12 protein-coding genes are annotated in these 12223 nt (G+C 59.5%); 7 read left to right on the top strand and 5 right to left on the bottom strand.

Annotated features, from left to right (window positions below; all coding sequences use genetic code 11):
• The first annotated feature begins 173 nt into the window (after positions 1–173).
• Positions 174–1262: a glycosyltransferase family 4 protein gene (locus ELH03_RS27900; RefSeq protein WP_130766989.1), complete on the top strand. Its 1089-nt coding sequence runs from the start codon at positions 174–176 to the stop codon at positions 1260–1262.
• Positions 1262–2014, top strand: a complete 753-nt coding sequence (locus ELH03_RS27895) for a polysaccharide deacetylase family protein (RefSeq protein WP_130766988.1) — start codon at positions 1262–1264, stop codon at positions 2012–2014. Before ELH03_RS27900 ends, ELH03_RS27895 begins: the two co-directional genes overlap by 1 nt.
• Before the next feature lie 21 nt (positions 2015–2035).
• On the opposite strand, the gene ELH03_RS27890 is transcribed toward ELH03_RS27895, so the two are convergent.
• The 3 genes from ELH03_RS27890 to ELH03_RS27880 form a co-directional block, all read right to left on the bottom strand.
• Complete coding sequence (locus tag ELH03_RS27890; RefSeq protein ID WP_130766987.1) at positions 2036–2902, bottom strand: alpha/beta fold hydrolase; 867 nt, start codon at positions 2900–2902, stop codon at positions 2036–2038.
• Between the two features lie 24 nt (positions 2903–2926).
• Positions 2927–3301, bottom strand: coding sequence for a GFA family protein (locus ELH03_RS27885; RefSeq protein ID WP_130766986.1), 375 nt, complete (start codon positions 3299–3301; stop codon positions 2927–2929).
• Between the two features lie 157 nt (positions 3302–3458).
• Positions 3459–4289, bottom strand: coding sequence for an MBL fold metallo-hydrolase (locus tag ELH03_RS27880; protein ID WP_130766985.1), 831 nt, complete (start codon positions 4287–4289; stop codon positions 3459–3461).
• A gap of 595 nt (positions 4290–4884) precedes the next feature.
• Between ELH03_RS27880 and ELH03_RS37590 the strand changes: the two genes are divergently transcribed.
• On the top strand, positions 4885–5289 hold the full coding sequence (locus ELH03_RS37590) for a hypothetical protein (RefSeq protein WP_165420539.1): 405 nt from the start codon (positions 4885–4887) through the stop codon (positions 5287–5289).
• 16 nt (positions 5290–5305) lie between these two features.
• On the opposite strand, the gene ELH03_RS27870 is transcribed toward ELH03_RS37590, so the two are convergent.
• A complete protein-coding gene (locus tag ELH03_RS27870; RefSeq protein WP_130766983.1) occupies positions 5306–6904 on the bottom strand; it encodes a Fic family protein in 1599 nt (532 codons plus the stop codon).
• Between the two features lie 361 nt (positions 6905–7265).
• Here ELH03_RS27870 and ELH03_RS27865 point away from each other — a divergent pair, with 361 nt between their 5' ends.
• Both ELH03_RS27865 and ELH03_RS27860 read left to right on the top strand, forming a co-directional pair.
• The gene (locus tag ELH03_RS27865; RefSeq protein WP_128402467.1) at positions 7266–7934 is read left to right on the top strand and encodes a GntR family transcriptional regulator; all 669 of its coding nucleotides are present in this window, start codon (positions 7266–7268) and stop codon (positions 7932–7934) included.
• Positions 7935–8008: 74 nt separating this feature from the next.
• The gene (locus ELH03_RS27860; protein WP_130766982.1) at positions 8009–8689 is read left to right on the top strand and encodes a GntR family transcriptional regulator; all 681 of its coding nucleotides are present in this window, start codon (positions 8009–8011) and stop codon (positions 8687–8689) included.
• A 1-nt stretch (position 8690) separates the two neighbouring features.
• On the opposite strand, the gene ELH03_RS27855 is transcribed toward ELH03_RS27860, so the two are convergent.
• Positions 8691–10586, bottom strand: a complete 1896-nt coding sequence (locus ELH03_RS27855) for a bifunctional sugar phosphate isomerase/epimerase/4-hydroxyphenylpyruvate dioxygenase family protein (RefSeq protein ID WP_130766981.1) — start codon at positions 10584–10586, stop codon at positions 8691–8693.
• A gap of 248 nt (positions 10587–10834) precedes the next feature.
• On the opposite strand from ELH03_RS27855, the gene ELH03_RS27850 reads away from it, so the two are divergent.
• Both ELH03_RS27850 and ELH03_RS27845 read left to right on the top strand, forming a co-directional pair.
• Positions 10835–11665: a transporter substrate-binding domain-containing protein gene (locus ELH03_RS27850; protein WP_130766980.1), complete on the top strand. Its 831-nt coding sequence runs from the start codon at positions 10835–10837 to the stop codon at positions 11663–11665.
• 110 nt (positions 11666–11775) lie between these two features.
• Positions 11776–12219 (top strand): type II 3-dehydroquinate dehydratase, encoded by a 444-nt coding sequence (locus tag ELH03_RS27845; protein ID WP_018071496.1) that lies wholly within the window; start codon positions 11776–11778, stop codon positions 12217–12219.
• Positions 12220–12223 lie beyond the last annotated feature (4 nt).

Here is a 12223-nt window from a genome sequence, read left to right as displayed (position 1 = left end):
TCTTGTCGATGTAACCGCAGGCCCATAGAGATTGAGAAAGAGGCGGAATTGCTTCGATCGCGATCACATTCCATATGCTTATGCGCAAGTTTTAATGAAGGCGACAATAGCGGAATTTTCGTCATAGGCACGAGAGCCCGTTGTAAACAGTGTGTCTTACCGGAGGTGTCCCAATGCGGGTGGCTTTCTACGCGCCGATGAAATCGCCGAACCATCCGGTGCCGTCGGGCGACCGGCTGATGGCGCGGCTGTTGATCCGGGCGCTGGAACTTGGCGGGCATAAAGTCGACATCGCGTCCGAATTCCGCACCTATGCCCCGACACCGGAGGCGGCAGCCGCGCTCGAACCCGCCATCGGCGCCGAGCTGGAGCGGCTGCGGCTGACATGGAAATCCGCGCCGCGACCGGAACTCTGGTTCTGCTATCATCCCTATTATAAATCGCCCGATCCCTTCGGGCCGGCGATATCAGCCGAATTCGCCATTCCCTATGTCACCGCCGAAGCCTCCTACGCGGCAAAACGCGACTGGACCGGCTGGGCAGCATCACAGAAGCGCGTGGGCGAGGCGATCATGCAGGCGGCGGTCAATATCAGCTTCACCGAGCGCGACCAGGCCGGGCTTGCCGCCGCCTTTGCGCAGGTGCGGCTTGCCGGGCTGAACCCCTTCATCGACACGGCACTGTTCGAGAAGGTGTCGCCGGCGCCCGATCCGCGCCGGCTGATGACGGTCGCGATGATGCGGGCCGGCGACAAGATGGACAGTTATGCGATGCTTGCAAAAGCGTTGCGGCTGATTGAAGACCGGCCCTGGACGCTTGCCGTCATCGGCGATGGTCCGATGCGCCAGGAGGTGCAGGCGCTCTTTGCCGGCCTTCCCGGCCGCATCGAATGGCTGGGCGAGCGGAATGCCGTCGAGATCGCCGAACTGCTCGGGCGCGGCGGCGTCCATGTCTGGCCCGGCTGCGGCGAGGCCTATGGCCTTGCCTACCTGGAGGCCCAGGCCGCCGGCCTGCCTGTCGTCGCGCAGGAAACGGCAGGCGTGCCAGCGGTGGTCGAGGCTGGCGTGACCGGCCTGTTGACGCCGGAGGGCGATGTTGCCGCCTATGCCGAGGCCGTGGCTGCCCTGCTTGACGACAGGCAAAGGCGTGACGCCATGGGGCAGGCGGCGCGGCGCTTGGTGCTTGGCGAGCGCTCGCTTGTGATGGCGGCGCAGCGATTGGACGGAATTTTGCGCGACAGCGCAGCAACAGGAGTGACGTGATGACCGACGGAATAGCCTGGGACCCCCTGCGCCGCGAGCTTGACCGCTGGCAGGCCGCCGGCCGCGTGGCGCGGTTCTGGCTGCGAGATGACGACGCCGTCGAGCCGACGCAGGCGCTGGAGACGCTGATGGCGCTGACGGGCGAAAGCGGGGTTCCGCTGATGCTCGCAGTCATTCCCGGCCTGACCGGCGAGGCTCTGGCCGCGCGGTTGGCAGCGGAAACAGCCATCACTGTTGCGGTGCATGGCTGGTCTCATACCAACCATGCGGGGCCAGAGGCGAAGAAGCAGGAACTCGGCGGCGATCGGCCGGCGGAGGCCGTGCTCGGGGAGTTGGGTGAGGGGTTCCGGCTGCTGCAACGGCTGCATCCGGCCCGCTTCCTGCCGCTGCTGGTGCCGCCGTGGAACCGGATCGACGCCGCCCTCATCCCGGCGCTGCCGGCCCTTGGATTTGCAGCCCTTTCGGTCTATGGGCGGGCAAAGCAGAACGGCCCGATGCCGCTCCTCAACACCCATGTCGACATCATCGACTGGCATGGCACGCGCGGCGGACGGGGCGAGGCGGAATTGGTAGCCGAACTGGTGGCGGAGCTTGCCGACAGGTTTGCCGGCAGCGACGAGCCTGTCGGCGTACTCACCCACCACCTGGTGCATGATACGGCTGCATGGGACTTCCTGTCGGCCTTGTTTGCGGTGACGACCCGGCATCCGGCCGTCCGCTGGTCATCGGCGTCAGCACTTCTCGAGAATTGAAAAGGTCGCGAAAAGCAGCGATCACGGGTGAATTCGCCCGAGGAACTCGCGCATGAGGGCGACGACCTCTTCGAGATGTGTCTCGAGCAGCCAGTGGCCGCCGCCGAGCAGATGCAGTTCGGCATCCGGCAGATCCCGCAGGTAGGCTCGCGCCGATTTTTCCGGCATGTAGTGGTCGTTCGGACCCCAGACGATCAAGGTCGGAGGCTGGTATTCCCGCAGGTATTTCCGGTGTTCCGGGAACCAGGCCCGGTTCTCCTTCAGTCCGGCGATCAGGTCTATGGCGATGGCCTTGCGCTGTGACGTGATCAGCGACCAATGCAGCTTCCAGAGGTCTGGCGGGATCGCATCGGCTAGAGGGGGAGGCAAATCGTTGAGGAATTCCTCCTTGAAAGTCTCCTCGCTGACCGCCTCCGCCAGCACCTTCCTCATCTCCGATCTCGGAAGCGTCCAGGTCGCCTCGATATCTGCATATTTCGGTCCGAGGGCATCTTCATAGGGGATATCGCCATTCTGGATGATCAGCGCCACGATGCGTTGAGGGGCTCTGATCGCCAACCGGGCACCGATCGGCGAGCCGAAGTCGTGGAGGTAGAGGACGAACCGGTCGACACCTAGGGCGCCGACGAAGGCCTCCAGCCAGGCAGCGTATCCATTAAAGCTGTAGTCGAAATCTTCAGGCGTGCCGCTGTAGCCCGCACCCGGGAAATCGGGCGCAATCAGGCGCCAACGGTCGGCAAGGCGCGGCATGAGATTGCGAAATTCATAGGATGAGCAGGGATATCCGTGCGGCAGCAACAAGACCGGCGCATCCTGTTGACCGGCCTCGCGGTAAAAAGTCTTGACGCCTGCAACCGTCATCCAGCGATGTCGGACGAGAGTGGTCATCGACAAGCTCCTCAGAACCGTTCTTCACTTTCGGTCTTCGTCATACTGCTCTGCGCCTTCCACCGGTCGCAGCCACGGCTCGCGGCGTTTGATCCAGAGTTCGTAGCGCGGCACAAGAGGCGTCGGCGCCTCGGAGAGGATGCCAAGCTTGATTTCCGCCTCCTGGTCATCGGCGGAAAACAGCCGCGAGCCGCAACCGGTGCAGAAATGCCGGCCCTGGAACTCAGCGGTTTTCCCTGAATGTTCGAACTGATTAGCGGGCCAGATCCCATAGAAGGTAAAGGCCGAACCGCTTTCTTGCCGGCAGTCGGTGCAATGACAGATTCCAACGCGCAAGGGTTCGCCCCGGACAGAAATATGCACCTGCCCGCAAAGACATTTTCCGGAAAGCACGGTCATGACGGATCCCTGTTTCGTTGATTTTGCGCTGCCGGGAAAACGGTCCGGCCCGGCATCTGTTCCGTCGTGACGTCGCAGGTCTGCTCGGCTCGACGGATAGGTTCTCCGTCGAAGAGCGTCAGACTGGACAAGATGAAGGCGGCCTTCAGCGGACCTGCTAGATCACCACGACCTGATTGTCGCGGGCGGCAAAGGATTCGGGGAAGGCTGCCTGCGCCTGCATTTCCATCTGCCCCAGCTGTTCGTCGGTGCGGGAAGGGGCGTGGTGGAACAGGGCAAAGCGCTTGGCGCCTGCCATCTTCGCGAGCTCGGTGCCGTGCTGCCAGGTCGAATGGCCGAAGCCCTTGAAACGCTGCATCTCGTCTTCATTGTAGGTGCAGTCGTAGACGACGAGATCGGCGTCGTGCATCATCTCGAGCGAGATCGGATCGTAGCTGCCGGGAATATGCTCGATATCGTAGATGAGAGCGACCGAACGGCCCTGCCATTCGATGCGGTAACCAATGGCACCGCCTGGATGGTTCAGCATGAAGGTCTTGATCTTGACGCCCGGGCGCGGGTTCAGCACCTGCCCGGCGTGAAAATCGCTGAAATTCATCGTCGCCTGACAGATGTCGGTCTTGACGGGAAACCAGGGCGGGCTGATGAACTGCTCGACCATTTCCCGCGTGCTCATCTTGCCATCGAGATGGCCGGACCAGATGTTGACGTTGATCGAGGGATAATAGATCGCCTTGAAGAACGGCAGGCCGATGATGTGGTCGTAGTGGCAGTGGCTGAAGAACAGGTCGACGTCGGTGACGCTGTCGGCGAGCAACGATAGCCCCGCCTCGCGCAGGCCGGAGCCTGCGTCGAAGATCATCCGATGTTCTCCGCAGCGCATTTCGATGCAGGAAGTGTTACCGCCGTAGCGATCGAACTCGGGGCCAGACACGGGAATACTGCCGCGGACGCCCCAAAATTTTACCTGAAACAGTTCTGTCGTCATCGTTCTTCAAACCGGCCTTCCCGCATCGCCATCGTAGTCATAGTTCGTCCCGATGCGAAGCAGCAGAATTCCACGGGTTTGTCTGTTCCCCTTTGTATTCTCCTAACCGATAGCGGAAGAAGAAGTAGATTTTCCTAAGCAATCGGCTTTCGGTTCGGAAAGCAAGCCAGTATGGTTGGTTTTCGGTATACGCGCTGCTCAGGGCGGGGGACATTTTCCCGTAAGTCATGCCTATTAGATGGTTGCGCGCGATTGAAAAAACAATTGCCGCCCTGTCGAGCCGAAAAATCCAGTTCCGAAGGTTGGGGGGACCGCTATATCTGACGACAGCTGACTGGGCTCTGGCAATCAGCCTTCTTTCATTTTGCATGTCTCTCGCGGCTTTGTCTGGAACGTCTGTCTAAGTTCATCTATAGGCCGGGGCGGCTCTGCGCGATCGTGGAATCCTTCGGGCGGTCGTTTAGGCCGGTGCTGATCTTCGACATCGCCGTCACTCGCGGTTTGCCGTCTGCGGCGCGGGGATGCGCGTCTTCGCATCCGATCGACCTGTCTCCGGGGCGGCGTCGGCAACGCCGTCAGCGGGTTGGAGACCGCCTTGTTTCGGGCGCGGGGGCGAACCAAGTTCGACCGGGCAGCCGCCGACCGATTCCTCGATGACCTCCGGCACGTCGCCTATCGGAACGGCATCGCCGCGGCGCAGGTTTTCCAGTTCCTCGATCAGGACTACATCGACGCGGACGAAGACTTGTCGATGGCGCAGGACGACCTGCACCGGATGTCGCGAAACCTGCCGTTCCTCCGTGAGGTTGCGGCCGTTGTCGAAGAGATTGAATCCATACGGGCGGATATGTCTGAGGAGGCTCGAATCCTCTTTGGATGGCGGCCGTATGCGGGGAAGTGGTCGTTCCCGAATCCTGTGTGGAGCGAACTCCGGCAGCCGTTTCAGGAGGGCAGGGACAATGCACCGGTGGAGCTGTGCGCGGCCCCGTCTTTTTCCTGACGGGCAGTACAGCTTCTCAACGCCGGCCCGGTGCCGCCGGTGGATCGACTTCTTCCAGCAGTTCGGGGCCGTCTTCCGGAACGTTCATCTCGAACACGTCGCGCACGACCGCTTCCGCCGCCTCTACTTCGAGGTCTGTCATCTTTTCGAACTCCCGCCGGCGGCGCTTCTTCGCCAGGACGCCGTCGTTCTGCCGGACGAAATTGATCAGCGAGGAGATCATCCCATCAGGCATCTCGATGAAGCTCTGTATCCGCCCCTTTGCTTCATCAAAACGGGCGAGATACTCGATCTCCCTTGGCAGGTCGTGCTCGATCGTAGTCACGACGCATTCGTAGAGGAACTCGGTGATCTCGGTATAGTCTCCGAAGCGGTAGAGATCGGCGGTGTCGTTGATCACGCGGACGTTCTGCTTGTCGGTGGGCACCCATTCAACGAACTGGAGCAGTGGTCCAGTGAAGGCTCGAAGTTCCTCGCCGTATTCGGCCTGACGCTTCAGAAGCACTGACGATACAGGAAAGATCATGCCCGTCGGAGTGTAGCCGCGCTCGGAGAGAACGTGGTGGATCATATACCGGTGAAGTCGCCCGTTGCCATCCTCGAACGGATGGATGAAGACGAAGGCGAATGCCATGACCGACGCCTGCAAGACTGCGTCGACGTCGCTCTTTGCCATCCGCGCGCCGCAGGCGATCACCCCTTGGAGAAGATCGGCGACATCCTCGTGCCGGGCGCTCACGTGCTCAGGGCTGGGATCGTTATTCCAGTCGCGGCCGCCGATGAACCCGCCGGCGTCGCGCAGTCCGCGCTTTATGAACCGGTCTTCCTCGATGACGATGTGCTGTAGACGCACCAGTTCGTCTATTGACAGCGGTCTACGCCCTGCTTGAGCGACCGCGCGCATCCACAATTCAAGTCGGTTACGTGGAGGGCGTTCCCCTTCGATCTGGTAGGTGGCTTGGCTGTCGGCCAGCAGAAGGAAACTCGCAGCTCTGGCGATCACCTGCCTGTCTGTCTTGCCGATCAGTTCCTTCGCAGCCTCGTTCCAGCGGTGGTCGACGGTCTCCGAAAGGAAGTTGCTCCGACGCAGCATTGGACAGAACGACGGTGTTCCAAGAAGGTTGTCGCGCACCCGGTGGCGTGGCGAATTGACAGGCTGCGAGGTAAAGTACTCTCTTGAATCCAGAGCCTCCACGTAGTTGCCTTGATCCAGGTCAGGAAGGGGAACCCTCTCCTTCGTGAGCCACTCGTAGAAAAACCAGATCCTGCGTGCGGTCGCGCCAGTCGGCTCAGCCTCAACTATGGACGCTATATCGTGAGCGGAGACCTTCCGGAACAGCCGCTTCAAGACAAGGAGATCGGTCTGCTCGTTCCTGAACGCAAACGCGAGCTGGCCTGCCAGGGAACTTTCCGGCATGAACCGCTTGTCGAAGATCGTCCAGCCGTCCTGATGCTTCCTTCCTCCCCTCACCGAAGCGTTCGCAACGACGGAAGGCGCGCGGACAGGCGCTTCGACCCCGTACATGGCGATCAACGCGGAATATCCGGCCAGCTCCGAGCCGACTGGAATAATCCACTCCTTGAAGACCCTTGGATTGGCCGGATTGCTAGTCATTCGATCATTCCCTGTGTAACCGTCGCGAAACGGTTATACGCGCCATCATCCTGCATAGTTCAATTACGGATGTCGCGATACGATTAAAATGCACCCACTATGTCACCAAATAATTATTTCGGACGATATTGAGTGAAATGTCGCGGTATTATTATTGAAGTCGCCAAACGATTAGAATGGCAGGCCTATGTCGCGGAATGATTATTCTTAGGGCGAAATGACGTTTGGAGCGTTCGCCTGGTTCTCCGGTTAAACCACCATCATATGAGAAAATTGTGCATCCGATTGTGGGAATGTTTCCTTGCTTTAGGGTGCCAGAAAGCGATATATCCGACGATACGAGAAATATAAGAGACTCGCGATGTTGCCGCCGATTATCAACGAGACCATCGCCGAGAGCAGCTACAGGCGCATTCGGGCCGACATCATTTTTGGCCGGCTGCCTCCCGGACAAAAGCTGAAACTGGAAAGCCTGAGGGAGACCTACGAGACCAGCATCAGTACACTTCGGGAAGTGCTGAACCGGCTCTCCTCCGAGGGGCTTGTCCTCGCCGAGGGACAGAAAGGTTTCGAAGTGTCTCCGGTGTCGGTTTCAGACCTCAAGGAGACGGCGGCGCTGAGGCTTCTCTTGGAAACACATGCGCTGGAGCAGTCGTTCGTGCATGGCGACGTGGAGTGGGAAGCTCCGCTGGTATCGGCGCATTACAAATTGGCGCGGATGGAACAGGTGATGGCAACCGGCGACACCAGCAGGGCTGAGGACTGGAAGCGCTACGACTGGGAGTTCCACCAAGCCCTGATATCGGCCTGCGGGTCGAAACTGCTGATGGAGACGCATTCGGTGATCTTCGACAGATATCTCAGATATCAGATGGTTGCCTTGTCCTATCGAGGCGATGTCGCAGCCAATGAACATCAGCAGCTTTTGGATGCGGCATTGCGACGGGACGCGGAGACGGCCAAGCGGGTGCTTGTCCTGCATATTCAAGGCGGGGTCGAACATGCGCTGGCGAGAGGGACGCTGAGATAGAAATGCTCCGGACGTTCCTCTTCGAGCTTTAGGTCCACCACGTAAATTGCATTTCGGCGAAACCAGGAAAAGCCATGCTCAAGCAAGTCCACGACCCGGCTGAAACAGTAAGCGATGTCGTCTTCCGGCAGATCCGCGAGGATATCATATCGGGGACATTGCCGCCGGGGGCCAAGATCAAGCTGGAACAGGCCAAGGAGCGTTACTCCATCGGCATTTCATCGCTGCGCGAAATCCTGAGCCGTCTGACCACGGAAAACCTCGTCGTTGCCGAGGGGCAGCGCGGTTTTGAAGTCAGCCCTGCTTCGCGCCGCGAACTTCTGGAGCTCGCCGACCTCAGGATTGTTCTGGAAACACATGCGATCGGCCTTGCCTTCGCTGCGGGAAATCTTGAATGGGAGGGGCGTATCGTCGCCGCGCATCACCGGCTGGCTGCCGCTGAACGCAAGCTCCTTGCCGGTGATGTCTCGCGGACCGTCGACTGGGTCCGATATGACTGGGAGTTCCATCAGGCGATCGTCTCGGCCTGCAATTCAGCGACGCTGATGGCGACATTGTCGTCTGTCTTCGACCGCTTTCTCCGCTACCATATGCTGGCCGAGAGTTTTCGCGGCAAGCCAGTCGTCGATGACCACAGGCTTCTATTTGAGCTTTCCATTCAGCGCGACGTCGCTGGTGCGACCGACGTGGTCAGACGGCACGTTCAAAGCGGCGTGGAGCATGTGCTCAAGAGCGGCCGATTGCCTAAATCATAGCTCAATAAGCGTCTTTCGGAATTCCTTCCGGACGCATCTGTTTCTTCAGGGCGGCGATCCGGAAAATAGCGTTCGGCGCGCCGTATCCGCGGTAGCTGCGGCGCTCGACGATCTCGAAAAAGAAACCCTCTCCATAGGTTCCGCTATAGAGCTGGAAATATTCGCCATGCTCGTCTCGGTCATAGAGGATGTTCTCCGCTTTCAGCCGCTCGGTCATTACAGGGTCGAGGCCGAAGCGCGCTTCGACGTCGTCGTAGTAGTTCGGCGAAATGTGCAGCGATCTGAAACCGCAATCACGAAGGCTTTCGGCGGTTGCAAAGATATCGTCGGTCAAAAACGCCAGGTGCTGTATGCCGGCCCCGAATTTCTCGGCAATGAAATGTCCAGCCAGGGTGCGGCGGTTCTCGGCGCCGTTCATGGTGATGCGCAGCGCCCCGGTGTCGTTCTCGACAACTTGGCTGCGGACCACCCCGGCTGGATCGATGATGTCGACCATCGGGGTCTTCCGCGTCTCGAAAATGGACGTGTAGAACAAAAGCCAGGTGAGCATTTCATCGTAGCCGACCGTCTGGGCGATGTGATCAATGCGCAAAAGGCCCGCAGACGGCGGGTCGCTGTCGTCCGTGACCGGCTGAAAGTCGATTTCGGAGAAACGACCCAATGCGCTCTTGTCGTCGATGAGATAGATGATCCCGCCCCCCACACCCCGAATGGCAGGCAGCTCGAGCTCACCCTCCGCGACAGGCTGGGTGAATGGCTCGGCATCCAAGGCGAGCGCCCGCTCATATGCCTTGACGGCATCGTCGACGACCAGAGCCATGGCATATGCAAAAGTACCGTGAACGGCGTAGGCAGCGTTGGCGAATCCTGCCTGATCGACATTGACGAGGATCCGTATCTCGCCCTGCTCGAAAAGAGAGACTTTCTTCGTGCGGTGGATTGCCGTCCTTTTGAATCCGAGGGTGCGCAGCAATGCAACCAGCTCGACTTCATCCTGTTCGTCCGTGGCGAACTCGACGAAGCCGACTCCCTTTACGGAGGGCCTTTCCGGCATCGCCGCTCCGGTCATGCTTCCGATGCCGAGATGGCGGCGTACCTGATCGCCGAGATAGATCAGGGAGCGATGGCCATCGGCCGCAATCGCCCGCGATAGACCACCTCGAAACTGGTCGTTGAAGATCTCCAGGGAGAAATACCCGTCATAACCTGTCGCAGCGACGGCTTCGGTAAACGCCGTGACGGGCAGATCGCCTTCACCCGGCATGTTTCGGAAGTGACGGCTCCAATAGAGCAGGTCCATGTCGATCAGCGGGGCATCGGCAAGCTGGACGATGAAGATCTTCTCCTTGGGAATCGAGCGGATCGAATTGACGTCGATCTTGCGCGACAAAGTGTGGAAGCTGTCGAGGATAAGACCGACATTCGGATGATCGGCGCGACGCACGATCTCCCAGGCGTCGCGGTGGTCGCTGATATGGCGACCCCAGGCAAGCGCCTCGTAGCCCACCCTCAGTCCACGCCGGGCGGCACGCTCGCCGAGTTCATGAAAGTCCGCCGCCGCCCGGTCGATGCCGCCGATGGCTGCCGGCGAGACGTTTGAACAGACAAGCACCAGATCCGTTCCGAGCTGCTGCATGACGTCGAACTTCCGTTCGGCACGGTCAAATGTGCGGCTTCGCAGCGGCTCCGGCATGCCCTCGAAATCACGAAATGGCTGAAACAGGGTGATCTCCAGACCATGGTCGCGGACGAGTTTCCCGACATCAGCCGGGCTTCCGTCGAAGGCGAGGAAGTCATTCTCGAAGATCTCGACGCCGTCGAAGCCCGCCCGGGCGATCGCCTCGAGCTTCTCCGGGAGTTCGCCGCTGATCGTTACAGTCGCAATCGAGGTCCTCATGTCAAAGCCCTTCCGATATCCGTGCGAGATTAAACGAGCGCCGAACACGACGACGCGTCCCAGAAAACCGCTCGCTACTATTATGGCAAATGTCGTGAGGAATTCAAATAGCGTGTCTTATTATAAATTCTCATATGATTTCGAAAAACTCTGTTGATTTGAGCGCGCGTCTCTGGCAATCATTCCTCTCACAGTCAAAAGGTGAGGTGGCTGTCCGGTCGAATGACCGCCAAAGGAGGAGGAGTTACATGTTCAAGTCTTTGCTAACGCGTCGAAACGCGATGCTCGGAGCCGCGGCCCTGGTGGCTGCCGTCGCCCTGGCGCAACCGGCCGCCGCCATCACGCCTGATGAAATCAAGGCTCGCGGCAAGATCATCGTCGGAATTCAGGGTGACAACCCCCCCTGGGGCTTTGTGACCAGCGGCGGCAAACAGGACGGCCTCGACGCCGACATCGCAACGCTGTTTGCCAAGGAACTGGGTGTTTCCGTCGAGTTCGTGCCGCTTGAAGTCAACAACCGCATTCCCGCACTGACGGCCGGCCGCGTCGACGTTCTGTTCGCGACGATGGCGATGCTGCCGGATCGCGCAAAAGCCGTGCAGTTCAGCAAGCCCTATGTTGCCAATGCGATCGTCCTGATCGGTCCGAAAAAGGCTGAGATCAAGACGAATGCCGACATGGCCAAGTTCACGGTCGGCGTCGCCAAGGGGGCTGCCCAGGACACGCAGGTCACCAAGAACGCACCGCCGAGCACGACCATCCGGCGCTATGATGGAGACGCCGCGAGCGTCCAGGCCCTGGTGTCCGGCCAGGTCGAGACGCTTGGTGGCAACATTTTCTATATGGACCGAGTAGAGAAGGCCCGTCCGGGCGAATTCGAAAACAAGCTTGAATTCCAGAAGCTCTATAACGGTGCTTGCACGCGTCTCGGCGAAAAGGAAATAAATGCGGCGATCAACACCTTTATCGACAAGATCAAGGCAAACGGCGAACTCAAGACCGTCTACGACAAGTGGATGAAGGTTCCGGTTCCGGAATTCCCGGAAAAGCTGGAAGGCATTCCGTTCGCGGCGAACTGAAAGCTCATAAATCGAGAATTTAGTCGAGGAGGTGGGCATCCCTGGTGATGCCCGCCAACGCTACCATCATGTTTCGAGACCGGCTTCGGCCCGCGTCCGGGAGCGCGATCATGAACAAGCCAATCTTTGTGCTCAATGGACCGAACCTCAATCTTCTCGGTCAGCGCGAGCCGGCGATCTATGGGACCACGACGCTTGCCGATATCAGGAAACGGTGCGTGACCAAGGCAAAGGCCCTGGGTTTCGACGTCGAGTTTCGGCAGACCAATTTCGAGGGCGAACTGGTCGAGAGCGTGCATCAGGCCAGGACCGACGCCTGTGGCATCATCATCAATCCTGCCGGTTATACGTTCACATCGATCGCTCTTCTCGATGCGTTGAAAATGTTCGACCCGCCGAAGATCGAGCTGCACATTTCGAATGTTCATGCGCGCGAGAGCATCTACCACAATTCGCTGATCTCGCGCGTTGCCACCGCCATCATGATCGGCTTTGGAGCCGACGGCTACGAACTTGCTATCCAGGCGATGGCAGGAATGGTCAAGCGGGACTGAACTT

The sequence above is a fragment of the Rhizobium beringeri genome (assembly GCF_004306515.1).
GTDB lineage: Bacteria > Pseudomonadota > Alphaproteobacteria > Rhizobiales > Rhizobiaceae > Rhizobium > Rhizobium beringeri.
The sequence above is the reverse complement of the archived record's forward strand: the minus strand, read 5'-3'. Positions and strand labels throughout refer to the sequence as shown.

Excerpts from the sequence above, each read along its gene's own strand:
- ELH03_RS27900 (WP_130766989.1), top strand. The coding sequence starts at position 174 with ATGCGGGTGGCTTTCTACGCGCCGATGAAATCGCCGAACCATCCGGTG.
- ELH03_RS27895 (WP_130766988.1), top strand. The coding sequence starts at position 1,262 with ATGACCGACGGAATAGCCTGGGACCCCCTGCGCCGCGAGCTTGACCGC.
- ELH03_RS27890 (WP_130766987.1), bottom strand. The coding sequence starts at position 2,902 with ATGACCACTCTCGTCCGACATCGCTGGATGACGGTTGCAGGCGTCAAG.
- ELH03_RS27885 (WP_130766986.1), bottom strand. The coding sequence starts at position 3,301 with ATGACCGTGCTTTCCGGAAAATGTCTTTGCGGGCAGGTGCATATTTCT.
- ELH03_RS27880 (WP_130766985.1), bottom strand. The coding sequence starts at position 4,289 with ATGACGACAGAACTGTTTCAGGTAAAATTTTGGGGCGTCCGCGGCAGT.
- ELH03_RS27870 (WP_130766983.1), bottom strand. The coding sequence starts at position 6,904 with ATGACTAGCAATCCGGCCAATCCAAGGGTCTTCAAGGAGTGGATTATT.
- ELH03_RS27865 (WP_128402467.1), top strand. The coding sequence starts at position 7,266 with ATGTTGCCGCCGATTATCAACGAGACCATCGCCGAGAGCAGCTACAGG.
- ELH03_RS27860 (WP_130766982.1), top strand. The coding sequence starts at position 8,009 with ATGCTCAAGCAAGTCCACGACCCGGCTGAAACAGTAAGCGATGTCGTC.
- ELH03_RS27855 (WP_130766981.1), bottom strand. The coding sequence starts at position 10,586 with ATGAGGACCTCGATTGCGACTGTAACGATCAGCGGCGAACTCCCGGAG.
- ELH03_RS27850 (WP_130766980.1), top strand. The coding sequence starts at position 10,835 with ATGTTCAAGTCTTTGCTAACGCGTCGAAACGCGATGCTCGGAGCCGCG.
- ELH03_RS27845 (WP_018071496.1), top strand. The coding sequence starts at position 11,776 with ATGAACAAGCCAATCTTTGTGCTCAATGGACCGAACCTCAATCTTCTC.